The 26,849-nt window shown below is 47.8% G+C and carries 18 protein-coding genes; 15 read left to right on the top strand and 3 right to left on the bottom strand.

The features are described from left to right. Position 1: 1 nt before the first annotated feature. Positions 2-1,039 (top strand): tRNA dihydrouridine(20/20a) synthase DusA, encoded by a 1,038-nt coding sequence (gene dusA, locus HV350_RS22730; protein ID WP_181629362.1) that lies wholly within the window; start codon positions 2-4, stop codon positions 1,037-1,039. 133 nt (positions 1,040-1,172) lie between these two features. After that, a complete protein-coding gene (gene pspG, locus HV350_RS22725) occupies positions 1,173-1,415 on the top strand; it encodes an envelope stress response protein PspG (RefSeq protein ID WP_016155352.1) in 243 nt (80 codons plus the stop codon). A gap of 232 nt (positions 1,416-1,647) precedes the next feature. Here pspG and HV350_RS22720 read toward each other — a convergent pair whose 3' ends face one another. After that, positions 1,648-2,631 carry a quinone oxidoreductase gene (locus HV350_RS22720; RefSeq protein WP_016155445.1) on the bottom strand — a complete coding sequence of 328 codons (984 nt, stop codon included), beginning with the start codon at positions 2,629-2,631 and terminating at the stop codon, positions 1,648-1,650. Positions 2,632-2,695: 64 nt separating this feature from the next. On the opposite strand from HV350_RS22720, the gene dnaB reads away from it, so the two are divergent. The 5 genes from dnaB to HV350_RS22695 all read left to right on the top strand — a co-directional run bounded on the left by dnaB (position 2,696) and on the right by HV350_RS22695 (position 8,007). Further along, a complete protein-coding gene (gene dnaB, locus HV350_RS22715; protein WP_003826610.1) occupies positions 2,696-4,111 on the top strand; it encodes a replicative DNA helicase in 1,416 nt (471 codons plus the stop codon). 47 nt (positions 4,112-4,158) lie between these two features. After that, positions 4,159-5,238: an alanine racemase gene (alr, locus tag HV350_RS22710; protein ID WP_016155354.1), complete on the top strand. Its 1,080-nt coding sequence runs from the start codon at positions 4,159-4,161 to the stop codon at positions 5,236-5,238. 129 nt (positions 5,239-5,367) lie between these two features. Next, on the top strand, positions 5,368-6,561 hold the full coding sequence (gene tyrB, locus HV350_RS22705) for an aromatic amino acid transaminase (protein WP_181629360.1): 1,194 nt from the start codon (positions 5,368-5,370) through the stop codon (positions 6,559-6,561). A gap of 249 nt (positions 6,562-6,810) precedes the next feature. Next, positions 6,811-7,524: an acid phosphatase AphA gene (aphA, locus tag HV350_RS22700; RefSeq protein ID WP_003826615.1), complete on the top strand. Its 714-nt coding sequence runs from the start codon at positions 6,811-6,813 to the stop codon at positions 7,522-7,524. Between the two features lie 126 nt (positions 7,525-7,650). After that, positions 7,651-8,007, top strand: a complete 357-nt coding sequence (locus HV350_RS22695; protein WP_016155357.1) for an MmcQ/YjbR family DNA-binding protein — start codon at positions 7,651-7,653, stop codon at positions 8,005-8,007. A gap of 94 nt (positions 8,008-8,101) precedes the next feature. Here HV350_RS22695 and uvrA read toward each other — a convergent pair whose 3' ends face one another. After that, positions 8,102-10,924, bottom strand: coding sequence for an excinuclease ABC subunit UvrA (uvrA, locus tag HV350_RS22690; RefSeq protein WP_016155358.1), 2,823 nt, complete (start codon positions 10,922-10,924; stop codon positions 8,102-8,104). 251 nt (positions 10,925-11,175) lie between these two features. Here uvrA and ssb1 point away from each other — a divergent pair, with 251 nt between their 5' ends. Then, positions 11,176-11,703 (top strand): single-stranded DNA-binding protein SSB1, encoded by a 528-nt coding sequence (gene ssb1 / locus HV350_RS22685; protein ID WP_016155359.1) that lies wholly within the window; start codon positions 11,176-11,178, stop codon positions 11,701-11,703. A 159-nt stretch (positions 11,704-11,862) separates the two neighbouring features. Then, entirely contained in the window at positions 11,863-12,816 is a 954-nt protein-coding gene (locus tag HV350_RS22680) for a site-specific integrase (RefSeq protein WP_249418022.1), read from the top strand. On the opposite strand, the gene HV350_RS22675 is transcribed toward HV350_RS22680, so the two are convergent. Beyond that, positions 12,813-14,020 (bottom strand): IS3 family transposase gene (locus HV350_RS22675; RefSeq protein ID WP_089617520.1). Its coding sequence is split into 2 segments (ribosomal slippage): positions 12,813-13,699 and positions 13,699-14,020, totalling 1,209 coding nucleotides; the frame shifts between segments, so codons are not numbered across the junction. The genes HV350_RS22680 and HV350_RS22675 overlap by 4 nt on opposite strands. Before the next feature lie 111 nt (positions 14,021-14,131). Here HV350_RS22675 and HV350_RS22670 point away from each other — a divergent pair. The 6 genes from HV350_RS22670 (at position 14,132) to HV350_RS22645 (ending at position 26,477) form a co-directional block, all read left to right on the top strand. Beyond that, complete coding sequence (locus HV350_RS22670; protein WP_249418021.1) at positions 14,132-14,461, top strand: hypothetical protein; 330 nt, start codon at positions 14,132-14,134, stop codon at positions 14,459-14,461. Beyond that, a complete protein-coding gene (locus HV350_RS22665) occupies positions 14,448-16,010 on the top strand; it encodes a site-specific integrase (RefSeq protein WP_052739234.1) in 1,563 nt (520 codons plus the stop codon). The genes HV350_RS22670 and HV350_RS22665 overlap by 14 nt, the downstream gene beginning before the upstream one ends. Next, complete coding sequence (locus HV350_RS22660; RefSeq protein WP_044702299.1) at positions 16,003-18,036, top strand: integrase; 2,034 nt, start codon at positions 16,003-16,005, stop codon at positions 18,034-18,036. Before HV350_RS22665 ends, HV350_RS22660 begins: the two co-directional genes overlap by 8 nt. After that, the gene (locus HV350_RS22655; protein WP_044702301.1) at positions 18,029-18,448 is read left to right on the top strand and encodes a hypothetical protein; all 420 of its coding nucleotides are present in this window, start codon (positions 18,029-18,031) and stop codon (positions 18,446-18,448) included. Before HV350_RS22660 ends, HV350_RS22655 begins: the two co-directional genes overlap by 8 nt. 75 nt (positions 18,449-18,523) lie before the next feature. After that, positions 18,524-23,287: an AVAST type 4 anti-phage nuclease Avs4 gene (gene avs4 / locus HV350_RS22650; RefSeq protein WP_181629359.1), complete on the top strand. Its 4,764-nt coding sequence runs from the start codon at positions 18,524-18,526 to the stop codon at positions 23,285-23,287. Between the two features lie 715 nt (positions 23,288-24,002). After that, positions 24,003-26,477 carry a DEAD/DEAH box helicase gene (locus HV350_RS22645; RefSeq protein ID WP_181629357.1) on the top strand — a complete coding sequence of 825 codons (2,475 nt, stop codon included), beginning with the start codon at positions 24,003-24,005 and terminating at the stop codon, positions 26,475-26,477. Positions 26,478-26,849: the final 372 nt, after the last annotated feature.

Raw genomic sequence — 26,849 nt, 5'->3', positions numbered from 1 at the left:
AATGCACGGTAATCTTGAAATGATAAAAACCAGCCAAACCAGCGCAATGCCTGAAAATACTGACAATCACTGGAATGGTCGGTTTAGTGTTGCTCCTATGCTCGACTGGACGGACAGACATTGCCGCTACTTTTTGCGCTTACTGTCCAGCCAGACGCTGCTCTACACGGAGATGGTAACCACCGGCGCGATCATTCATGGTAAAGGCGATTATCTGGCGTATAGCGAAGAAGAACATCCGGTCGCTTTGCAACTGGGCGGGAGCGATCCGGCTGCGCTGGCGCAGTGCGCAAAGCTTGCTGAACAACGGGGCTATGACGAAATTAACCTCAACGTGGGTTGCCCTTCCGATCGTGTACAGAATGGAATGTTTGGTGCCTGTCTGATGGGGAATGCGCAACTGGTCGCTGATTGCGTCAAAGCGATGCGCGATGTGGTATCGATTCCGGTAACGGTGAAAACCCGTATCGGTATTGATGACCAGGACAGCTACGAATTCCTGTGCGATTTCATCAACACGGTCTCCGGTAATGGTGAATGTGAGATGTTTATCATCCACGCCCGTAAGGCCTGGCTGTCTGGGCTAAGCCCGAAAGAAAACCGCGAAATCCCACCGCTGGATTATGACCGTGTTTATCAGCTAAAGCGCGATTTTCCGCATCTGACAATGTCGATCAACGGTGGCATAAAATCGCTGGAAGAAGCGAAAATCCATCTGCAACATATGGATGGCGTGATGGTGGGGCGCGAAGCTTATCAAAACCCAGGCATTCTGGCGTCCGTTGACCGCGAGATTTTTGCTGTCACCAGCGAAGATGCCGATCCGGTCGCCGTAGTGCGTGCGATGTATCCGTATATTGAGCGTGAACTGAGTAAAGGAACCTATTTGGGGCATGTCACGCGCCATATGCTGGGACTGTTTCAGGGGATTCCAGGGGCACGGCAGTGGCGTCGCTATCTGAGCGAAAATGCGCATAAAGCCGGGGCAGATATTGAGGTTCTGGAACATGCGCTGAAGCTGGTGGCAGACAAACGTTAAGTTTTCGCCAAAAGTTAGTGAATTTCACCACGCCCTGCGCTTCGTCGCGGGGCGTTTGCTTTATAAATCAATATATTAATTTTGGCATGTTTCTTGTAAAGCTGTGGAGAGTATTTCATTTCGGGAGAGAGCCATGCTGGAACTACTTTTTGTGATTGGATTTTTTATCATGCTGATGGTCACCGGCGTATCTTTGCTGGGAGTGCTGGCCGCATTGGTGGTAGCCACTGTGGTGATGTTTTTGGGCGGACTATTTGCGTTGATGATTAAACTGTTGCCCTGGCTGTTATTGGCCGTTGCCGTGGTGTGGGTTATCAAGGCGATAAAAGCGCCAAAAGTCCCACAGTATCAGCGCAATAACCGCCGATTTTACTAAGGTATTGAGCGGTGTGTCACAACCTGCAACATTGCCTTTAGAAGCAAATAGGAATTGATTATCAAATCTGTCACTATTGCCAGGTTAACGAATTCATCGAGCTGTACCCTACATACAGCCGAACTAAAAAAAGAAAGGGCTTCCTACGGGAAGCCCTAATTCTTTCTTCCCCCTTCATAATTCAAACCGCAGGTTTGTTGGCGGCTTGAATTATTTAACGGAAATGAGGGCGTTACGGGATCAGCAAACTCGACCCCTGTGTGGCCCGGCTTTCCAGCACTTCATGAGCACGCTGCGCGTCGTGCAGTGCGAACGTCTGGCCCGGTGCGACATCCACTTTGATCACTCCGCTGGCAATCAGCGAGAAAAGCTCATTGCTGGCTTCGGTTAATTCATGGTGGTTGGTGATGTAACCCTGGAGTGAAGGGCGAGTCACGTACAGCGAACCTTTCTGATTCAGAATGCCTAAGTTAACGCCAGTCACCGGTCCGGAAGCATTACCAAAGCTGACCATGAGCCCCCGGCGCTGCAGGCAATCCAGTGAGGCTTCCCAGGTATCTTTCCCCACCGAGTCATACACCACCCGCACTTTTTTACCGCCAGTGATCTCTTTTACACGTTCTACAATGCTCTCTTCACGATAGTTAATGACCTGCCATGCGCCGGCCTGCAGCGCAATTTGCGCTTTTTGCGCATTACCGACAGTGCCAATCAGCTTTGCACCCAATGCTTTTGCCCACTGGCAGGCAATCATACCGACGCCGCCTGCTGCCGCATGGAATAAAAATGGTTCATCGGGCTGAATTTCATAGGTCTTACGCAACAGATAAAAAACGGTGAGCCCTTTAAGAAATGAGGCTGCAGCTTGTTCAAACGAGATAGCGTTGGGCAAAATAGCGGTTTTATCAGCCGGGACGTTATGCACTGAGCTGTAGGCGCCCAAGGGAGACTGAGCGTAAACCACGCGATCGCCGGCTTTAATGTGCGTCACTTTGCTACCGACTTTACTGACCACGCCTGCGGCTTCGGTACCCAGACCGCTGGGCAGAGAAGGCGGTGGATAAAGACCACTGCGGATATAGGTGTCGATATAGTTGATCCCAATCGCTTTGTTCTCGACCTGGATTTCATTTTCCGCCGGGTCTACAGGCGTAAACTCCACAGCCTTGAGTACATCAGGGCCACCATGCTTGTGAAATTCAATACGTGTTGCCATGCTTCCTCCAAAAGAAATGTGGTAATCTTTCGACCCAATCATTATCTCGGTAACTCCATTCACTATGGCAGGAAATAAACCCTTCAACAAACAACAGACTGATGCTCGTGAGCGCGATCCCCAGGTCGCCGGGCTGAAAGTACCGCCGCACTCGATTGAAGCGGAACAGTCGGTGTTGGGCGGTTTAATGCTGGATAACGAGCGCTGGGACGATGTGGCTGAGCGTGTGGTGGCGGAAGATTTTTATACCCGACCGCACCGGCACATCTTCACCGAAATGCATCGCCTGCAGGAGATGGGAAAACCCATCGATCTGATCACGCTTGCAGAATCGCTGGAAGTTCAGGGGCAACTGGACAGCGTCGGCGGTTTTGCTTACCTGGCTGAGTTATCTAAAAATACGCCAAGTGCAGCGAACATTAGTGCTTATGCGGATATTGTCCGCGAACGTGCCGTTGTTCGTGACATGATTTCGGTGGCGAACGAGATCGCAGAAGCCGGGTTTGATCCGCAAGGCCGTTCCAGTGAAGATCTGCTGGACCTCGCGGAATCCCGCGTCTTTAAAATTGCTGAAAGTCGCGCCAATAAAGACGAAGGTCCGAAAAATATTACCGATGTGCTCGACGCTACCGTCGCGCGTATCGAACAGCTGTTCCAGCAGCCACACGATGGTGTCACCGGGGTCAACACCGGTTATGACGACCTTAATAAAAAGACTGCTGGTTTGCAGCCGTCAGACTTAATTATCGTCGCCGCGCGTCCGTCGATGGGTAAAACGACATTTGCAATGAACCTCGTCGAAAATGCGGCGATGCTGCAAGATAAGCCGGTTCTTATCTTTAGTCTTGAAATGCCCTCAGAACAGATCATGATGCGTTCCCTGGCCTCACTCTCACGTGTAGACCAAACCAAAATCCGTACCGGTCAACTGGATGATGAAGACTGGGCGCGAATTTCCGGAACAATGGGTATTTTGCTGGAGAAACGAAACATCTATATTGATGACTCCTCCGGCCTGACGCCAACGGAAGTGCGCTCACGTGCCCGTCGAATCGCCCGCGAACACGGTGGTATCGGACTTATCATGATCGACTACCTGCAGCTGATGCGCGTGCCGTCGCTCTCCGACAACCGTACGCTGGAAATTGCTGAAATTTCCCGCTCGCTGAAAGCGTTAGCGAAAGAACTGCATGTGCCGGTGGTGGCGCTGTCGCAGCTTAACCGCTCTCTGGAACAACGCGCCGATAAGCGTCCGGTCAACTCGGATCTGCGTGAGTCCGGCTCCATCGAGCAGGATGCCGACTTAATCATGTTTATCTATCGTGATGAGGTTTATCACGAAAACAGCGACTTGAAAGGCATCGCCGAGATCATTATCGGTAAACAGCGTAACGGCCCGATCGGTACGGTGCGCCTGACGTTTAACGGTCAGTGGTCGCGCTTCGATAACTATGCTGGCCCGCAGTACGACGACGAATAACAACACTGAATCAGGTTACTCAAGCAAATACTTATCAAGGAATACAAATGCAAGCGGCAACTGTAGTCATTAACCGCCGCGCTCTGCGACACAACCTGCAACGTCTGCGTGAACTGGCTCCAGCCAGTAAACTGGTTGCGGTCGTGAAAGCGAACGCTTACGGCCATGGTCTGTTAGAGACCGCGCGAACGCTCCCCGATGCGGACGCTTTTGGTGTCGCTCGTCTTGAAGAAGCCCTGCGGTTGCGAGCGGGAGGGATCACGCAGCCCATCCTGCTGCTGGAAGGATTTTTTGATGCTTCCGATCTGCCGACTATCTCCGCGCAGCGTCTGCATACTGCCGTCCACAACCAAGAGCAGCTTGAAGCTCTGGAAGCCGCGGTACTGGCTGAACCGGTCACCGTCTGGATGAAGCTCGACACAGGAATGCACCGGCTGGGCGTGCGTCCGGAGCAGGCCGAGGCGTTTTATCAGCGCTTGACGCAATGTGAAAACGTGCGCCAGCCGGTCAATATCGTCAGCCACTTTGCGCGCGCGGACGAGCCTGAGTGCGGCGCGACCGAAAAGCAGCTCGATATCTTCAATAGCTTTTGCGCAGGTAAACCGGGTCAGCGTTCGATCGCCGCGTCGGGTGGTATTCTGCTGTGGCCGCAGTCTCACTTCGACTGGGCGCGTCCGGGTTTGATTCTGTATGGCGTATCGCCGTTGGAAAACCACTCTATCGGTGCCGATTTTGGCTGCCAGCCGGTGATGTCGCTCACTTCCAGCCTGATTGCGGTGCGTGAACACAAAGCGGGCGAGCCGGTTGGCTATGGTGGAACCTGGCTGAGCGAGCGCGACACGCGTCTTGGCGTGGTGGCGATGGGCTATGGTGATGGTTATCCGCGCGCAGCGCCGTCTGGGACACCGGTACTGGTCAATGGCCGTGAAGTGCCGATCGTCGGTCGCGTCGCGATGGATATGATTTGCGTCGATTTAGGTCCCGAGGCGCAGGACAAAGCCGGCGATTCGGTTATCCTGTGGGGTGAAGGCCTGCCCGTTGAACGCATTGCTGAAATGACGAAAGTAAGTGCTTACGAACTTATCACGCGCCTGACCTCAAGGGTGGCAATGAAGTATATCGATTAAGTTCATGATGTGCCGGATAAGGCGGTTACGCCGCCATCCGGCAATATTCCTCTCAACATCCTCTCGATCTTCTCCCGCTTCCGGTTTATTGTGTTCTTAACCCCTGCCTGTAAACCTGGAGAACCACACGTGTTTCAAAAAGTTGACGCCTACGCCGGCGACCCGATTTTATCGCTCATGGAGCGTTTCAAAGAAGATTCACGTAGCGATAAAGTGAACCTCAGCATCGGTCTGTACTACAACGAAGACGGCATTATTCCTCAGCTTAAAGCGGTGGCAGAAGCGGAAGCCCGACTGAATGCCAAACCGCATGGCGCTTCGCTGTATCTGCCGATGGAAGGTCTGAACACTTATCGCCATACTATTGCGCCGCTGCTGTTTGGCGCAGAGCATCCGGTTCTCCAGCAGCAGCGCGTCGCAACGATTCAGACGCTGGGCGGCTCCGGTGCGCTAAAGGTTGGCGCAGACTTCCTGAAACGCTATTTCCCTGATTCTGGCGTGTGGGTCAGCGATCCGACCTGGGAAAACCACATCGCAATTTTTGAAGGTGCTGGGTTCGAAGTAAGTACTTACCCCTGGTATGACGACACCACCAATGGCGTGCGTTTCAACGACCTGCTGGCCACGCTGAACACCTTACCGGCGCGCAGCATCGTACTGCTGCATCCGTGCTGCCATAACCCGACGGGTGCGGATTTAACCCCCGCGCAATGGGATGGTGTCATTGAGATCCTGAAAGCTCGCGATCTGATCCCGTTCCTGGATATTGCTTACCAGGGTTTCGGCGGTGGAATGGAAGACGATGCCTATGCGATCCGCGCCATTGCCAGCGCCGGATTACCTGCACTGGTCAGCAACTCATTCTCGAAGATTTTCTCTTTGTACGGCGAACGTGTCGGCGGACTTTCAGTGGTCGGTGAAGACGCTGATGCCGCCAGCCGCGTTCTGGGGCAGCTAAAAGCGACGGTGCGTCGTAACTATTCCAGCCCGCCAAACTTTGGTGCGCAGGTCGTGGCCGCAGTGTTGGGTGATGACGCGCTGAAAGCCAGCTGGCTGGCGGAAGTCGAAGAGATGCGTACCCGTATTCTGGCGATGCGCCAGGCGCTGGTTAACGTATTGAATGCGGAGATCCCTGGTCGTAACTTTGATTACCTGCTGCAACAGCGCGGGATGTTCAGCTATACCGGGCTAAGCGCTGCTCAGGTCGATCGCCTGCGCGATGAGTTCGGTGTGTACCTGATAGCCAGTGGTCGTATGTGCGTGGCCGGGTTAAATCACGGTAACGTGCAACGCGTGGCGAAGGCATTTGCCGCTGTCATGTAACCGGGTTTTTAGGCCTGATAAGCGTCGCGCCATCAGGCATTGTATTGCCGGATGGCGGTGTAATCACCTTATCCGGCCTACTTTCTTTCAGCGTGCTATTGGCCTGTTTTCCAATGTGATCATGCTCTTTTTCCAGGACAAAACCAGAGAAAATCCTTCCTTTCCCTCCCCCTAAGGGGTAAGGTCAGATAGTTTTTTGACCAGTTGTTAATAAAAAAATGATAACTAACTGACTACTTAGGGAAAAATATGCGCAAGTTTACGTTGGCACTGAGTGCCGTTTGTTTATTGTTCACGCTAAATCAGCCGGCCCAGGCGTTAGTTTCCTCTCCCTCTCAGCTTAATCCAGGCACCAACGTTGCAAAACTCGCTGAGCAGGCACCCATTCACTGGGTCTCCGTGGCACAAATTGAAAACAGCCTGACCGGACGCCCGCCGATGGCCGTCGGGTTTGATATCGATGACACCGTCCTCTTTTCCAGCCCAGGCTTCTGGCGCGGAAAAAAAACGTATTCTCCGGACAGTGAGGATTACCTGAAAAATCCGGCCTTCTGGGAAAAAATGAACAATGGCTGGGACGAATTCAGCATTCCGAAAGAAGTGGCGCGTCAGTTGATTGATATGCACGTGCGTCGCGGCGACAGCATCTTTTTCGTAACCGGGCGTAGCCAGACGAAGACCGAAACGGTGTCGAAAACGCTGTCCGATAACTTTCACATCCCGGCCGGCAATATGAACCCGGTCATTTTTGCCGGTGATAAGCCGGGCCAGAATACGAAAACGCAGTGGCTGCAGGATAAAAATATCCGCATGTTCTACGGCGACTCTGATAATGACATTACCGCCGCCCGAGACGTGGGTATTCGCGGCATTCGTATTTTACGCGCTTCTAACTCCACTTATAAACCGTTGCCACAGGCCGGCGCGTTTGGTGAAGAGGTGATCGTCAACTCGGAGTATTGAGGACGTTGCTTGCGGTTGTTGTTTTTTTAAACAAATTTGCGTTACCTGCTTTTACCTTTTGCGGACTTGCTGCACACTGAATAAAAGATGTTCTCATTAGGCAATATGCTGGTAAGGGGAATTAAGATGACAAATTCGGAGTTGCTGCAATACTGCATGGCAAAAATGGGCGCCGAGCAGAGCGTACACAGTGACTGGAAGGCCACACAAATCAAAGTCGAAGATGTGCTTTTTGCCATGGTAAAAGAGGTGGAAGAACGCCCGGCGGTGTCACTGAAAACCAGCCCGGAACTGGCAGAGTTGTTACGTCAGCAGCATAGCGATGTACGGCCAAGCCGGCATCTCAATAAGGCGCACTGGAGTACGGTGTATCTGGACGGCTCGCTGCCGGATTCGCAAATCTACTACCTGGTAGACGCCTCTTATCAGCAGGCCGTAAACACGCTGCCGGAAGATAAACGCCGGATACTGGCGCAGTCCTGATCTGTTTTCCGCAATGAGGCGCCATCGCCTTATCAGGCCTACAAGCAATTATGCATATTTTGTAGGCCTGATAAGCGTAGCGCCATCGGCATGATTACAACAGTGGTTTGAGGAAACGGGCCGTGTGTGAGGCTTCACACTCAGCGACCGTTTCTGGTGTGCCTGAAACCAGAATTTCCCCGCCGCCGCTGCCGCCTTCCGGACCGAGATCGACAATCCAGTCAGCGGTTTTTATCACGTCCAGATTGTGCTCAATCACTACGATGGTGTTGCCCTGATCCCGGAGTTGATGCAGCACGTCCAGCAGTTGCTGAATATCCGCAAAATGCAGACCGGTGGTCGGTTCATCGAGAATATACAGCGTTTGACCGGTACCGCGTTTGGACAGTTCACGCGCCAGCTTCACGCGCTGCGCTTCACCGCCCGAGAGCGTGGTGGCGGACTGACCCAGTCGAATGTACGTCAGACCCACGTCCATCAGCGTTTGCAGCTTACGCGCCAGCGCCGGAACGGCATCGAAGAACTCACGCGCTTCTTCAATCGTCATATCCAGCACTTCGTGGATAGTCTTGCCCTTGTACTTAATCTCCAGTGTTTCGCGGTTATAGCGCTTGCCTTTACACTGATCGCACGGCACGTAGATATCCGGTAAGAAGTGCATTTCGACTTTGATCACGCCGTCGCCCTGACAAGCTTCACAGCGTCCGCCGCGGACGTTAAAGCTGAAACGACCCGGAGTATAACCGCGCGCACGCGACTCCGGTACGCCGGCAAACAGTTCGCGCACTGGCGTAAACACACCGGTGTAGGTTGCCGGGTTAGAGCGCGGCGTACGGCCAATCGGGCTTTGGTCAATGTCGATCACTTTGTCGAAATGTTCCAGGCCCTGAACATCACGATATGGCGCGGGTTCAGCCAGCGTGGCACCGTTCAGCGCCGTCTGTGCAATCGGGAACAGCGTGTCGTTAATTAGCGTCGATTTACCCGAACCGGAAACACCGGTAATGCAGGTAAATAAACCAACCGGCAGCGTCAGGGTGACATCTTTCAGGTTGTTACCGCGCGCGCCGGTCAGCTTCAACACTTTTTCCGGGTCTGCCGCCACGCGCTGTTTCGGCACTTCAATCTTGCGCTTACCGCTCATGTACTGGCCGGTCAGCGACTCAGGCACGGCCATGATATCTTTTAGCGTACCTTCGGCAACCACCTGGCCGCCGTGAACGCCCGCACCGGGGCCGATGTCGATAACGTGGTCAGCGGCGCGAATCGCGTCTTCATCGTGCTCAACCACAATGACGGTATTGCCCAGATTACGCAGGTGGATAAGCGTACCCAACAGACGCTCGTTATCGCGCTGATGCAGACCGATAGACGGTTCATCCAATACGTACATTACGCCGACCAAACCTGCGCCGATCTGGCTTGCCAGACGAATACGCTGGGCTTCGCCGCCGGAGAGCGTTTCTGCTGAACGCGACAGCGTCAGATAGTTGAGGCCGACGTTGACCAGGAACTTCAGACGATCGCCAATCTCTTTGAGAATTTTCTCTGCAATCTTCGCTCGCTGACCCGCAAGCTTCAGGTTGTTGAAGAAATCCATGGCGTGACCGATGCTCATGTCGGAAATCGCGGGCAGCGGCGTATTTTCGACAAATACGTGGCGGGCTTCCCGGCGTAAACGCGTCCCCTCACAGCTGGCGCAAGGTCGGTTGCTAATGAACTTGGCTAATTCTTCACGTACCGCGCTGGATTCCGTCTCTTTATAACGGCGCTCCATATTGTGCAATACGCCTTCGAACGGATGGCGGCGTACGGACGTATCGCCGCGATCGTTCATGTATTTAAATTCGATATTCTCTTTGCCGGAACCGTACAGCACCACTTTATGCACGGCAGGGTTCAGGCTGGCCCATGGGGCTTCGACGTCGAATTTATAGTGTTCTGCCAGTGACTTAAGCATCTGGAAGTAATAGAAGTTACGGCGATCCCAGCCGCGGATAGCACCACCGGCCAGCGACAGTTCCGGATTTTGGATCACCCGGTCAGGATCGAAATACTGCTGCACGCCGAGACCGTCACAGGTCGGGCATGCACCCGCTGGGTTATTGAACGAGAACAGGCGTGGTTCCAGCTCGCGCATGCTGTAGCCGCAGATCGGGCAGGCGAAGTTGGCGGAGAACAGCAACTCTTCCGCTTTCGGATCGTCCATATCGGCGACCACCGCCGTACCACCGGACAGTTCCAGCGCGGTTTCAAAGGATTCTGCCAGTCGCTGGGTGAGATCGTCGCGTACTTTAAAGCGGTCAATCACCACTTCAATAGTGTGTTTCTTTTGCAGTTCAAGCTTGGGCGGATCGGAAAGGTCGCACACTTCACCGTCGATACGGGCGCGGATATAGCCCTGGCCTGCCAGGTTTTCCAGCGTTTTAGTATGCTCGCCTTTACGCTCTTTAATCACCGGCGCCAGCAGCATCAGACGTTTGCCTTCCGGCTGCGACAGAACGTTGTCCACCATCTGGCTAACGGTCTGGGCCGCCAGGGGAACGTCGTGATCCGGGCAGCGCGGTTCGCCAACGCGGGCAAACAACAGGCGCAGATAGTCGTGAATTTCGGTAATCGTACCTACCGTGGATCGCGGGTTGTGGGATGTCGATTTTTGTTCAATTGAGATGGCGGGAGACAGCCCCTCAATGTGGTCGACATCCGGCTTTTCCATCAGCGACAGAAACTGACGCGCGTACGCGGAAAGGGATTCAACGTAACGACGCTGCCCTTCGGCATACAAGGTGTCGAAAGCGAGCGAAGATTTGCCTGAGCCCGAAAGCCCGGTGACGACAATCAGCTTGTCGCGCGGGATGACGAGGTTGATGTTTTTGAGATTATGGGTGCGGGCGCCCCGAACTTCGATCTTATCCATTCATCTTTCCCGGATTAAACGCTTTTTTGCCTGGCTGCATGGTGCTACCGGCGATCACAAACGGTTAATTATGACACAACCTGACCTGAATGGATATACAGTATTGGAATGCAAAACGCAGATGCCTGTGCAACAATGTCTGTCTGGGGTTGTTTACTGGAATCGATCTCGCAACGTAGTAAAAGCGCTATTGGAAATGCTACAATCCCGCGCTTACACTTATTCAGTAACGTTTTTCAGGAGACACGATCATGGCCAGCAGAGGCGTAAACAAGGTGATTCTCGTCGGTAATCTGGGCCAGGACCCGGAAGTACGCTATATGCCGAATGGTGGCGCAGTTGCCAACATTACGCTGGCTACTTCCGAATCCTGGCGTGATAAAGCGACCGGCGAAATGAAAGAGCAGACTGAATGGCACCGTGTGGTGCTGTTCGGCAAACTGGCGGAAGTTGCCAGCGAATATCTGCGTAAAGGTTCCCAGGTCTATATCGAAGGTCAGCTGCGTACCCGCAAATGGACCGATCAATCCGGCGTAGAAAAGTACACCACTGAAGTTGTGGTTAACGTTGGCGGCACCATGCAAATGCTGGGCGGTCGTCAGGGTGGTGGTGCTCCGGCAGGTGGCGGCCAGCAGCAGGGTGGTTGGGGTCAGCCTCAGCAGCCGCAAGGTGGCAATCAGTTCAGCGGCGGCGCGCAGTCTCGCCCGCAGCAGCAGTCGGCTCCGGCTGCGCCGTCTAATGAGCCGCCGATGGATTTCGACGACGATATTCCGTTCTAGGATTTACCTAAGAACATTTAGTCATGAATTTTCTATCAAGCCTCTGTTAATACAGGGGCTTTTTTGTATTCGACATATCAAAACCGTCAATTTTTTATTGACCCTCTCTTAGGATATTATGGACCTTGCAATTGTGTAAAATTTATGAGGTGTAGGTGCATGAAGAATCACTACGGGCTTAAAACATTTGTTATGGACAGTGGCGAGCGCTACTGCATAGTGATGAATCGCTCTTCTGGCCTTCCCGTGTATTACCCTACTCTTTATTTAACAACACAACTCCGCAATAGGGGGGATGCTTTTTCAACGATGTCAGCGGCGGCTAGCAACCTAATTGTTTTGCTCCGCTTTTTAGATATTCGTGGAATTGACCTTGAACAGCGTTTTTTGACCAAAAATTTCTTAAAACCACATGAGCTGGACGACCTGCGAGATTTTGCTCAGCGTAAGCAAGCAAAGAAGTCATTAAATACATCCTCTACCCTTTGGCTTGATGAGCCGGAGTCCGATATTGTTGATAACGGAACACAGCATTCTAGGCTGACAACGTGTGCCAACTATTTACACTGGTATGCGATGCATATTTTAAAGACGGCAGAACTGGAAGTGGTCCAACAGATCGACGCTATGGCGCAACAGATAAAGAAGCGCAGGCCTTCTAAACAGCGCAGAAGCAGTGAGCTACAAGATAGGTCACTGAGTGATATTCAATTGGATTCACTATTTGAAGTTATCCTTCCTGGATCCAAATTAAATCCTTTTTCAATTGAAGTGCAGCGCCGAAATCGGCTGATGATCTTGCTTCTGTTTTATCTTGGTATTCGGGGTGGTGAATTATTGAATATCAGAATACAGGATGTTGATTTTAGTACTAACAGGATCCGTATTGTTAGGCGAGCAGATGAGCGGGCTGACTCTAGAACCAATGAGCCTAATGCCAAAACCAGAGAACGACTCTTACCGTTGTCTGAATCTTTAGTTCTAGAACTGCATAGTTATATCATTCATGATCGGCGTAAAATCCGAAATGCTAAGAAAAATGATTACTTGTTTGTGACATACAAGTCTGGACTGATCTTGACCCTCCATCTCCGAACAGCTTTTGTATCTTAAGTTAACGATGTCCGCTGCCGCCGGTATTCCCTCGGGGAGTGATATCCCAGCGCGCTGTGCGGGTGGTTTTCATTGTAATGCGTGAACGCTACTGCAAGGTTTCGCAGTGCTGTTCTCACATCCGGTTTTGGCATGAACGCGATATAGTCTTCTTTCATCGTTTTCACGAACCGTTCGGCCATGCCATTACTCTGCGGGCTGCTCACCGCTGTTGTGCAGGGCTCCAGATTCAGCTCTCTCGCGAACCTCCGCGTTTCATACGCGGTATACGCTGAACCGTTATCCGTCAGCCACTGCACCGCTGTGTCGGGCAACCTGTCGCCGAAGCGCTTTTCCACCGACCTCAGCATCACATCCTGCACGGTCGAACTGTCATAGCCTCCCGTGCTTGCTGCCCAGTCTATGGCCTCACGGTCGCAGCAGTCCAGCGCGAACGTTACCCGCAGTTTTTCGCCGTTGTCGCAGCCGAACTCGAAGCCATCTGAACACCAGCGCATATCGCTTTCTGCCACCGCTATCTTGCCCTTATGTTCACGCTTCGGTCGCTCTGGTTTGTGATGCAACAACAACAGGTTATGCTCGCTCATTATCCTGTAAAGCCGTTTGGCATTCACAGGTGGCTGTCCCTCTGTGCGACGTTGCTTGCGCAGGATGCCCCACACGCGTCGATAACCATAACTCGGCATATCGCTGATAATGTTGAGGATAGCCGACAGTATTTCTGCGTCTGCTTCTTCATTACGCCGGTTACAGCGCCTGTCCTGCCAGTCGGCAGAACGGTTAATCCGCAGTGACAGTTGCGCACGCGACACGCCCATGGTCCGGCTGACCATGGCTATTCCCCGTCCTTTGGCAACAAGGGCGCGTGCGCTATCCATTTTCGCGACTGACCGTACTCCACGGCTTCTTTCAGGATCTCAACTTCCATCGTTTTCTTGCCCAGAAGGCGCTGAAGCTCCCGGACCTGCTTCAGAGCAGCAGTAAGCTCAGAAGCAGGAACGACTTCCTCTCCAGCCGCAACGGCGGTGAGGCTGCCTTCCTGATATTGCTTCTTCCACTTAAACAGCAGGCTGGGCTGGATACCATGCAGGCGGGCGACATGGGAGACATTCATACCCGGCTCCATCGTCTGCTGGATAATGGCGATCTTCTCCTGAGGAGTTTTACGTTTACGGACTTCTTGCCCTAACAGGATCCCGGTCATCTCAAAATTGGCGTTAGTGTTAGACATATATTCAAGCCTATCTCTTATCTGGAGATACAGCTACTGTCCGGTGTTTCAGGGGGCTACATCACATACAAGTCTGGACCAACTGTGGGTAATCCTATTTCGAAGGCGGGATATCACAAAATTTTTTCCGTGGTCAGGACTGTCTCGCCGCAATTGTATGCAGCGACCGGGCATTCGCTCCGTCATACCTGGAATCGCAAGTTTTCAGAAAGAATGGATGCAATGGATGAGAAAGTCAGCGAGGAACGCCAAGAACAGCTTCGTTCGTATTTAATGGGCTGGAGGGATGGCTCAGGAACCGCAGCTATTTACAACAAACGTTTCATTCGGCAAAAGGGTTTTGAGGCCGCTCTGGTATTGCAAGAAGGCAGCGGTACCCGTTTACCAGAGGACATGAAGAATGATGACGAATAGAGCTGTACCTGGAGCATCATCAGATCAAATCCGTGCCAAGGCCAATGGCTACTTCTTTCAGTTGTATGATCCATCGTGGGTTTTGGATAAAAATACAACTGTTACTCTTGCAGATATTCACCAACACTTGTCAGGCGAGGTACTTGATGGCTGCCTGCGTACACTAGCATTTTATGCTTCTAGTCTTTCCGCTTCTCATACTATGAACATTACTATGCGGTTTCAGCACATGCTGCGTGAGACTGAAGCGGAAGCAATCACTGATACGACATTGGTTAATTATCGTTCAATGTTGACGCCTGCAACAGAATGGTATCTGGCAACTATACGTGGCTTTCTTCGAACTTGGCACCAGCTGGGTTATCCCGGTATCAGCAAAGATGTGATCCGTTTGCTGTATGGCTGGAGGCTAAAGGGTAATCGTAAGGGGGATGCGGTTAAGCGTCAGGATCCTCATGAAGGGCCACTGACAGATAATGAGCTGACAGCGTTTAACGAGGGGGCTGTTCGGGCTTATGAAAAGAGCTTAATTACCATAGCTGAGTTGGCGATGGCACTTAGCATCAGTCATACAGGACGACGGCCCATTCAGATCTCGATGCTTCATGCGGTCGATGTGCTTTGCGGTGAAAATGAAAAAGGTGAGCCATTCTATGTTTTGAATGTGCCGCGAGCCAAGCAGTGCAACAGCTCTTTTCGTAAAAATTTCAAACCTTTTGCGATATCACTGGAACTATGGGCAATTCTGAGCGCTCAGGCAAGGAATGCGATTTCACTGATTGAGAATCATCTAAGGTTTGAATTGCAGGAAGGTGACCGACAGCAAATCCCTCTGTTTCCAGATCTTGATGTGTTAGATGTCGTCCAATCTCTTTATGAATTCCGCCAGCTACTTGCTACTGACAAACTCCACATTCCCGCAGCAAAGATAACCAACACACTTCAGTACATCATAGAAAAATCGGATATCCGGTCGGAACGCACCGGTGAGCTATTACATATCAATGCTCGTCGTTTTCGCTATACCACGGGCACAAGAGCAGCTAGGGAAGGCTTTGGCGAGTTGGTTATTGCGGAACTGCTTGACCATACGGATACCCAAAACGCCGGAGTTTACATCAAAAACATTCCCGAGCATGTGAAAAGGCTTGATGAGGCGGTTGGTTTCCAATTGGCACCATACGCCCAGGCTTTTGTCGGGGTACTTGTCGATTCCGAGAGGGGCGCGTATCGAGGTAACGACCCTGCCAGTCGTATTAGGACCGATATGGGCCATAGTGTTGGTAATTGTGGGGAGTATGGCTTTTGTGGTGCCAATGTTCCTATTCCTTGCTACACCTGCATGCATTTCCAGCCTTGGCTGGATGGCCCCCATGACGATGTCTATCAGGGGCTGCTCAACGAACGTGAACGGGTGAAAGAGATAACCGGCGACATCCAGATTGCTGCCGTACTTGATCGCAGCATTATCGCGGTGGCAGATGTGATCATGCGTTGTGCAAAACGTCGTGAAGAGCTTCGTCCACAGGGAGCAATCGCCAATGGCTGAGATTTTCCAGTTTAAGCCAAAGGCTACGCTGACAGCAGCTGAAAACCTTCGAGTATTCATATCCAAGTGCCGAGATCAATTGACTGTATTCGGCTCCGATTTAAATTGGGGGGCACCTGTTTGGCCAAACATAATTGTATTTGCCAAGTTAGGCATGACTACGCGAAAACCTATACAGGGAGAGGTACAAGACCCTGCTTTCATTGATTTTGCCAAAGCTTATTTCCGTTACCAGCAGGGGCATCATCCCACGGGAGCAAAGAATGAAAGTAAGGCTTTCCGTACAGTCGAGGCGGCTTTACTTCAAGTCAATGGGAATGCAAATATTAATGGCCTTTCGATTTCAGTACTGGATGAAGCAGCCGAGTTGGCAAGGCAGCACTACTCCGATGGCTCAGCATATCATTGTGGTCGAGAGATTGAGCGGCTGGCTAAGTTTGTCGTCGAAAACCAGCTTGTATCATGTGCTGTGCAAAATTGGGTCAACCCCATTAAGCGTGCAGACGACAAGAACAAAACAGGTAGAGAGGCGAATAAAAATAGGGAAGAGAAACTACCGAGTGATATCGCTCTCAATGCGCTTGCGGAAATTTTTGCCAATGATCCAATAGACGGAAGAGACATATTTACAACATCGGTATTTGCCATGCTGATGTCAGCTCCTTCACGCATTTCTGAGGTGTTAGCACTTCCTGCGGATTGTGAGGTGTTCGAAACGGACCGCGATGGTATAGAACGCTATGGTTGGCGTTTCTTTGCCGGTAAAGGCTATGAGGGAGACATCAAATGGATACCCACAGTAATGGTCAGCGTCGCTAAAACAGCCGTAGCCAGAATTAAAATGTTAACTGAGAATGCTCGGCAACTAGCTAAGTGGATTGAGTCACATCCGAATAGATTTTACCGCCATGCTAACTGCCCTGATGTCGCCGATGATGAGCCTTTGACGATAGAGCAGTCATGTATGGCTCTCGGTCTTGTCTCTGAATCCAAAAAACAATGCCGTTCTTCTCTTTATAATCGAGGGTTGGCCCATAAAGATGGTGTTCATACACTAAAAAGCTTGTGGGAGCATACGTTGGCGCGTTTGCCTGATGACTTCCCGTGGTTTGATAAAGACAAGGGAATTAAGTACAGCAATGCCTTGTTTGCGCTGAATGCAAATCAGTTCCACGGTAACAGAGGATGCCTACCAGTAGAATTGCATAAGCCAACCAATAATTTCTTCAACAGCGATCTAACTCCTCGTCTTGCTTTGAAAGGAAAACACACCAGTATCTTTGATCGCCATTGTTACCATGCTGTAAACGGAGAACCGGTAAAACTGACCTCCCACCAGGCTCGACATCTACTCAATACCATTGCCCAGCGCGGCGGTCTGTCAAACCTGGAAATTGCCAAGTGGTCGGGGCGGGCAGATGTGAAACAAAATCGAACTTACAACCACATGACTGAATATGAGCTGGTTGGCATGGCTGAACGCCTCGATTCCTCAAAAGCTCTATTTGGGCCGGCAGGCGAGGTGGCGAAGCACTTTCCTATGACTATGCTGGAGTTCAGTACCTTAGAGCATGCCGCAGTCCATGTGACGGAGTATGGCTACTGCGTACATGATTACACCATCGGTCCTTGCGAGAAGTTCCGAGATTGCATCAATTGTACCGAGCAGGTTTGTATCAAAGGCGAGGATACAGAAATATTGGATCGAATTAAGAAACGTTTGGTGACGTTAGAACAAATGCTTTGTATTGCTGATGCAGCGGTAGAAAGCTGCGAGATGGGGGCTGATCGCTGGTATCAATACCACAAGAAAACTGTCACCCGGCTTCGTGAGCTAGTCGCTATTTTAGAGAATCCAGGCATTGAAAATGGTGCCCAGATTAAGCTCCGGGGCAATGATTTCAGCCAGCTTCGCCGTGTTGTCGCAAAGACGTCTATTGAGGCCATCGAGCAAAAAGGCAAAGAAAGTGAAGAAGCTGTGATGTTAGATGATTTGACAACTTTGTTAGGAGGTGGCCTTGGCTAAGCATCTGAACAATAGAGACATTAACGCCATCGTGAATCTAATTCGAGGATGGCAGGAACCAAAACTGTCCTGGTCAGCAATCTGTGAGGCGGCAGAACCATTGGTCGGAAAGTTGCCGTCGAGACAGTCCCTTAATGCACATGAGGCAATAGTGACTGCCTATCAAACAAAGAAAGGGGCGCTTAAAGGCCGTGGCCCCAAAAATCCGCGTCCAGCTAGTTTGAACATTGCAGCCGCTAGGATTGTGAATCTTGAAAGCGAAATCGAAGAGCTTAAGGAAGAGAACCGGAGGTACAAACAACAGTTTGTGATCTGGCAATACAATGCATACAAACATGGAATGACAGAACATCAACTTAATACGCAGCTGACAAAAATTGACCGTGAGCGATCTGATGGAGAAAGAAGATAGTTGCTGAGTACGATATCGAGGGTGCATTTCTCTGTATAGGGGCAGTTATTTACAAAAAACTAGGAGAATAATTAAATGGTCAAACCAAACTGGGATAATTTTAAAGCTAAATTTAATGAGAATCCTCAAGATAATTTTGAGTGGTTTTGCTACTTGTTGTTCTGTCAAGAGTTCAAAATACCCGCAGGTATATTTAGATATAAGAATCAATCTGGTATCGAAACTAATCCGATAACCAAAGATAATGAACTTATCGGTTGGCAAGCTAAATTCTATGACACAAAATTGTCGGATAACAAAGCTGATCTTATAGAAATGATTGGGAAAAGCAAAAAGGCTTATCCAGGATTAAGTAAGATCATTTTCTATACCAATCAAGAGTGGGGGCAGGGGAGAAAGTCCCATGAACCTGAAGACGAGAAGAGTGCTGATAATTATCTGGAAAATATCGGAAATAGTAACGATCCAAAAATAAAAATTGAAGTTGATCAGAAAGCATATGAGTCGGGTATCGAAATAGTATGGAGAGTTGCTAGTTTTTTTGAATCACCGTTTGTAATAGTTGAGAATGAAAAGATTGCAAAACATTTTTTCTCCCTCAATGAAAGCATCTTTGATTTATTAGAAGAAAAGCGCAAGCACACAGAAAATGTTTTATATGAAATTCAAACCAATATAGATTTCAAAGACAGAAGTATTGAAATTGACAGACGACATTGCATAGAAATTCTATATGAGAATCTAGTTCAGAAAAAAATTGTCATCGTCAGCGGAGAGGGTGGAGTTGGAAAAACAGCAGTTATCAAAAAAATTTATGAAGCAGAAAAACAATGCACTCCTTTCTATGTCTTTAAGGCTAGCGAATTTAAAAAGGACAGCATTAATGAGCTATTCGGTGCGCATGGCTTAGACGATTTCTCTAATGCTCATCAAGACGAATTACGTAAAGTCATAGTCGTAGATTCTGCTGAAAAGCTTTTAGAACTGACCAATATCGATCCTTTTAAAGAATTCCTAACTGTTTTAATAAAGGATAAATGGCAGATTGTTTTCACAACCCGTAACAACTACTTGTCAGATCTGAACTATGCTTTCATAGATATTTATAAGATAACTCCTGAGAACTTAGTAATAAAGAACCTTGAACGCAGCGAGCTAATAGAGTTATCTGATAATAATGGATTTAGCCTTCCTCAAGATGTTCGATTATTAGAGCTAATCAAAAATCCATTTTATCTAAGTGAATATCTGAGGTTCTATACCGATGAAAGTATCGATTATGTGAGCTTCAAAGAAAAGCTTTGGAATAAGATTATTGTTAAAAATAAACCTTCTCGAGAGCAGTGTTTCTTAGCGACTGCTTTTCAGCGGGCTAGCGAGGGCCAATTTTTTGTCTCCCCGGCATGTGATACAAAAATTTTAGATGCGTTAGTTAAAGACGGAGTTATCGGCTATGAAGCTGCTGGTTACTTCATTACACATGATATATACGAGGAATGGGCATTAGAAAAGAAAATTTCCGTCGATTATATCCGTAAAGCGAACAATAATGAGTTCTTCGAAAAAATAGGAGAATCACTTCCTGTTCGCCGTAGTTTCCGGAATTGGATATCTGAACGATTGCTTTTAGATGACCAGACATTAAAGCCTTTTATCGCCGAAATAGTCTGTGGGGAAGGAATATCAAAATTTTGGAAAGATGAGTTATGGATAGCTGTCCTTCTTTCCGACAACTCAGATATGTTTTTTAATTTCTTTAAACGATATTTACTTGGTAATGACCAGAATCTTTTAAAAAGACTAACTTTCTTACTTAGGCTTGCTTGCAAGGATGTTGATTACGATCTCCTGAGACAGTTAGGGGTTAGTAATTCTGATCTGCTTTCCATTAAATATGTTCTTACCAAGCCAAAGGGAACTGGTTGGCATAGTGTGATCAAATTAATCCATGAAAATTTAGATGAAATCGGCGTCAGAAATATTAATTTTATACTTCCGGTGATTCAAGAGTGGAATCAAAAGAACAAAGTGGGTGAAACGACTCGATTATCTAGTTTGATAGCCCTAAAATATTATCAATGGACTGTAGAGGAGGATGTCTATTTATCCGGAAGGGGTAATGAGAAAAATATTTTGCATGCGATTCTTCATGGGGCGGCCATGATTAAACCTGAAATAGAAGAGGTTTTAGTTAAGGTTCTTAAAAATAGGTGGAACGAGCACGGTACCCCATATTTCGATCTTATGACTTTAATCCTTACAGACTTAGATTCACATCCGGTTTGGGCATCTCTCCCGGAATATGTTCTACAATTGGCAGATCTGTTCTGGTATCGGCCACTTAAAGAAAAAGGCGAACGTTATCACCGTATGGATATTGAAGATGAGTTCGGTCTATTTAGGTCTCATCATGACTATTATCCAGAAAGTCCATATCAGACTCCTATATATTGGTTGCTACAATTACAGTTCAAAAAAACAATAGATTTCATTCTTGATTTTACGAACAAGACAACGGTATGTTTTGCACACTTCCGCTTTGCTAAAAACGAAGTTGAAGAAGTTGAAGTTTTTATCGAAGACGGGAAGTTAATAAAGCAATATATATGCAATCGTCTATGGTGTTCATATCGAGGCACACAGGTCTCTGCCTACTTACTCTCATCAATTCATATGGCTTTGGAGAAGTTTTTCCTTGAGAAATTTAAAAATGCAGACTCAAAAGTACTGGAAAGTTGGCTTCTCTATTTGCTGAGAAATTCCAAGTCAGCTTCTATCTCCGCGGTAGTTACGAGTATTGTACTTGCATTTCCTGAGAAGTCATTCAATGTAGCTAAAGTGCTATTCCAAACAAAGGCTTTCTTCCATTTTGATATGAATCGAATGATTCTAGACAAAACACATAAAAGTTCATTAATCTCACTGAGGAATAGCTTTGGCGGTGCAAATTACAAAAACACTTTACACGAAGAAGATAGGATTAAGGCTTGTGATGATGTCCACAGAAATAATTATCTTGAAAATCTAGCTTTGCATTATCAAATATTCAGAAGTGAAAATATAACGGAGGAAGTTGTTAAGGAAAGACAACAAGTACTTTGGGATATTTTCGATAAATACTATAGCCAGTTTCCTGATGAATCACAAGAAACAGAAGTCGATAAAACGTGGAGGCTTTGCTTAGCGAGAATGGATCGGCGGAAGATGAAGATAACTACTAAGGAGAAAGATGAAGGGATTGAGATATTATTCAATCCTGAGATCGACCCTAAGCTAAAACAGTATAGTGATGAAGCAATCAAGAAAAATTCCGAACATATGAAGTATATGACGCTGAAGCTATGGGTAAGCTATAAAAGAGATAAGGATGAACGTCACAAGCTGTATGAAATGTATGAGAATAAACCGCAGGTTGTTTTACAAGAGACTAAGGAAATAATGTGTAAGCTTAATGAAAACAGTGATGACGATTTCCGCCTTTTAAATAGTAATATACCAGCGGATGTTTGTTCTATATTGCTATTAGAGCATTTTAACGAGCTAGCATATGAAGAAAGAGAATACTGTAAAGATATTGTTTTAGCGTATTCAAAGTTGCCTTTGTCGGACGGTTATAATTATCAGGCTCTTGATGGGACAACCTCTGCAATTTCAGCTTTATCTGTAGTTTACCATAATTACCCAATGGAAAGGGATACTATCAAAATAATATTACTATTAACGTTGTTTAATGATTATCCTACTGGAATGTTAGGGGGACGTTACTCCGTATTTCCTAGTATGGTGATTCATAAATTATGGAAAGACTATTTTGATGACATGCAGTCTTTATTGTTTGGTTTTTTGATTTTAAAGCCAAAGCATGTGGCTCTCGGAAGGGAAATTATTCATGAAAGGTATCGACAGGGCGACTATGATATCAAAAAAACGAATCTCAATGAGAGGTTCTTAAATGATTATGGACAATGCATATCAAATGTCATTGGTAATAAAATTTCTATAGATCATTTAGGAGATATGGAAAAGGTTGAACTACATATTTTGAATACTGCTTTTCATTTGATCCCAATTAATACTGTTAATATTGAGCATAAGCAATTGGTATCATTGATTGTTAAACATTTTTCTACAAGCCTATTATCGAGTGATCGGGAGGATAGAGTAGATTGCGCTGTACGGCACTCATTCTTAGAAAGATTTGCCTATTTTACACTTCATACATCTGCGAGTGAACTCCCTGATTATTTAAAACCCTTTCTTGATGGTTTCAATGGTTCTGAACCTATTGCAGAATTATTTAAAGAATTTATTCTTGCCGAAGATCAATTAAATACTTATGCCAAATTTTGGCAGGTTTGGGATTTGTTTTTTGATAAGGTGGTTACTTTGTGCAAAGATGGAGATAGGTATTGGTATGTTGATAAAATTCTAAAAAGTTATCTTTTTGCTGAAACTTCTTGGAAAGAAAATTCTAATGGTTGGCACACATTTAAAGATAGCAACAGTCAATTCTTTTCCGATGTTTCTAAAACTATGGGTCATTGCCCTTCAACTTTATACTCTCTTGCTAAATCTTTGAATAATATTGCTGGTTGCTATCTTAATCAAGGTATAACCTGGCTTTCAGGGATATTGTCGGCTAATAAAGAGTTATGTGAAAAGAAATTGGAGAATGATACAGTTTATTATTTAGAATGTTTGGTTAGACGGTATATTAACACTGAGCGTGAGCGAATTAGACGAACAAAACAGTTGAGGGAAGAGGTTTTAGTAATATTAGAGTTTTTGGTGGAAAAAGGATCTGTTGTTGGTTATATGTCACGGGAAAATATTCTTTGATGTAGTAAAAGATAATGTTTTTAATTAGCTCTTTAGCAATTTAGGCTCCTGAGGTTGGAGCCTTTTTTATTATCTAATAGATTAATTTTTTATAAGTCAATCAGTGAAACGCAGCAAGGCTCGTAGCTCTTGAATGTTCAATCCGTGATGAGTTCTTTGATTACCACATAAATAACAAGAACAAGGAGTGCAGTAAATTTTCCCTACAACTTTTGCTGTTTTAGCCACCGCAGTTCGATATGTTTTTCTCTTAAATTTTAATCGAGATATATGATGACGACGCCATGCCCGATTTCTAACCATTTCCATTCACTCCAATTTTCTAACGCGGCGTCATACCGCGCCCTTATCAATCTCTGGAGTTCGATATCAACCTGATTTTTCACGTATACCTCGGTATATATCAATAGGATGGAATATTATATCACTATCTAGCAGATAAAAGTGTGTATTGTCATAAATTCTGTCATCTAGACTCCATGTCGTCAGCTGTGGTGCAAGTCAATCTATGGATTGATAGCCCCCAATTTTCTCCTAGCTCTAGGAGGAATTATCTTGTAGCGTTTTAATAAAATTTGTAGTGGTTCAATGAATCTAGAAACGGAGTGCCTTAAAGTTCTAATTGGGGCAATGACTATCTCGTTGCATGGTCATTGTAATACATTATAGAAATATTGGGGACTTACATAGCCCAATCCTAACTTGAGATTGTTACATGAGCCTAGACTTTGACAAGCTGAACGCTGGTATCGGTGCAAAACAAACTGACCCGAGAAAAATCTTTACGACGCTTAAGCGAGACGCTCGTTTCAAGCGGCCATTGGATGAACAGGCGGACGTACTTGACGTTTGGTATGCACGGAGGCAGGCCAAAGATTTGACGCTGAAGATGAATACCGGCGGTGGTAAGACTGTGGTGGGCCTGCTGTGCTTGCAGAGCTCCCTCAACGAAAACGTCAAGCCCGCAGTATACATTACGCCCGATAGTTTCCTTGTCAATCAGGTACTAGATGAGGCTAAGGCGCTCGGCATTCCCGCAACAGACGATGAGAAGGATCCAGATTTCCTTGCTGGACGTGCCATCCTTGTTGCCAATGTGTGGAAGCTATTCAATGCAAGATCGGTTTTTGGGGTCGGACAGAAAAAGATCCCGATAGGCTGTGTTGTTGTCGATGATGCACATGCATGTCTTAGCGTGGTCCACGACCAGTTCTCGATAAAGGCAGATGTTGGCACACCGGTGTACGACGACCTTCTGAACCTTTTTGAGAACGACTTGGATAAACAGTCCCCTACTGGGCTGCTCGACGTGCAGGCTCTAGATCCTAGCATTGTAATGGAAGTGCCATACTGGGCTTGGCAGTCTAAACAAAAGGAAGTAATCGCGTTGCTTCATGCACAACGGAATTCTGCAGAGTTGGAATGGAGTTGGCCCTTGTTGCGCGATTGTATCCCGCTCTGCACCTGCCTTTTCGGCGGCGGTAAACTAGAAATCGCGCCGCATTTCATTCCGATCGACCGCATTCCATCCTTCGCAACTGCTCAGCGAAGAATCTATATGACGGCCACCTTAGCTGACGACACGATCCTCGTGAGTCACTTTGGGGCATTGGCGGACGAGGTAGTTAAGCCGATCCGACCTAAAGGGGGCGGAGATATTGGAGACCGAATGATTCTTGCCCCACAGGAGATCAATCCGGACTTCAAAATGGAGGAGATCCGCGAACTTGTGTCAGATATCGCAAAGGATCTGAACGTAGTAGTTATCGTACCCTCTAAAGAACGCGCGAAATTCTGGAAAGATTCTGCTTATCAGATACTTAACAAAGATAACATTCAGGCTGGAATACAGCGTCTCAAGGACGGTTTTGTAGGCCTAACCGTACTAATTAATAAATACGACGGTATCGATTTGCCAGGAAAGGCTTGTGAGTTGCTCGTCATTGATGGCTTGCCGGAGGTTTACGGACTCGGTGAAAGGCGTGAAATGTTGCTGCTAGACGGAACCAAACGCCAACTTGTGCGCCAAGTTCAGAGAATTGAACAGGGAATGGGTCGTGGTGTACGTTCAAGTGACGATCATTGTGTCGTACTATTGCTTGGTGGCAGGTTGACGCAACGACTCCATCAACCCGAAGCTGAAACGATGTTTTCTTCAGCCACTTGTGCTCAGATTGAGCTCGGTAAAAGTGTGGCGGAGCAGTTGCGTGGACAATCGCTTGAGAAGCTGCAGGGTATTATGGGCCTATGCCTGACCCAAGATGACAACTGGGTACAGGCTGGCCGTAATGCGGTTGTGAATGCGCCACCTGTCGAAGGGGGACGGATTGACGATAATCAGGTCCTGTTGCGGGAGGCCTTCGATGCGGCCCGTGTGTCGCGATATGACATTGCTAAGAATAAGGCTCAGACAGCGGTGAATGCAGCAAGCGAGCGTCAGATCAAAGGCTATCTGAAGCAGCAGTTAGCGGCGTATACGAATTTCACTGACCCTTCACAGGCGCAGGAACTGCAACTGGCCGCGCTCAGCGATAACTATCGACTTCTTAAACCCTTGGCAGGAACGACTTATCACCGTCTCAGCGCACCCGCTAGCGGACAAGCGGCCGCAGCCGTTCAGTTCATGACGCGTTTTCTCGAAGGAAACGATCTCATCATATGGGTCAACGGGTTGTTAGACGATCTACAATGGGGAGAGGAAGGGTCGAAGCGGTTTGAGGCTGCCATTAAGGAATTAGGCATTTTTCTCGGTTTCGGATCCGAGAGGCCAGAAGACCTAGTGGGCAGAGGACCAGATAATCTTTGGGCTCTTGGCAACTCGAGGTATTTCGTGATTGAGTGCAAGAGCGGAGCTGTTCTGGCAGAAAGAATCTCCAAACATGACACGAACCAGTTAAATGGGTCCATCGTCTGGTTTGATGAAAAGTACGGTCACACTTGTACAAGGACTCCCATCTTGGTGCATCCTAAAACCATATTTGAACACGCGGCATCGCCCCATTCCGACATCCGAATAGTTAACGAACAAGGACTCAATAGGATGCGCAATGCGATACAAGCATATTCAATCTCGTTGGCGAGTAATGGTGGGTATGCCGACTCGCAAATCGTTCATAAGCAACTTAAACATCATAAACTTTCTGCTGAAGATATTGAGGCTTTGTGTACGGTAGCACAAGGTGCAAAGTGACGTAACTCACTTTACTTTGGCCCGCATTTGTTGCTTGGTGACATACGATTAAATTTAGCTTGCTAGCCGTCGTCAACTAGCCTTAACTGGTAAGTTGCATGCAAGTAGTTCTTGCATTCGGGCAGAATTGGCGAAGGTAGTTAAACTGTAAAGTTTGACAAGTATATGAAATTAATACCTTACAAAATTCATTACAGTTGAGCCTAGAAAAGTTCGCGGTTTAGGAAACAAGTGTTCAGTTTCTAACCTATCTAAGCGTTTGCTAAGGCCCAACTGTCTATTGAGTGTTAATAGACAAGGTATTAGGTAAACTTAACCGTTCTAATCCTTCTGCTTTTCGCTGAAAATTATGGCTACCTCAGAACTGGGGTA

The organism is Citrobacter sp. RHBSTW-01013 (assembly GCF_013781985.1).
In the GTDB taxonomy this organism is placed as follows: Bacteria; Pseudomonadota; Gammaproteobacteria; order Enterobacterales; family Enterobacteriaceae; genus Citrobacter; species Citrobacter braakii.
The sequence above is the reverse complement of the archived record's forward strand: the minus strand, read 5'-3'. Positions and strand labels throughout refer to the sequence as shown.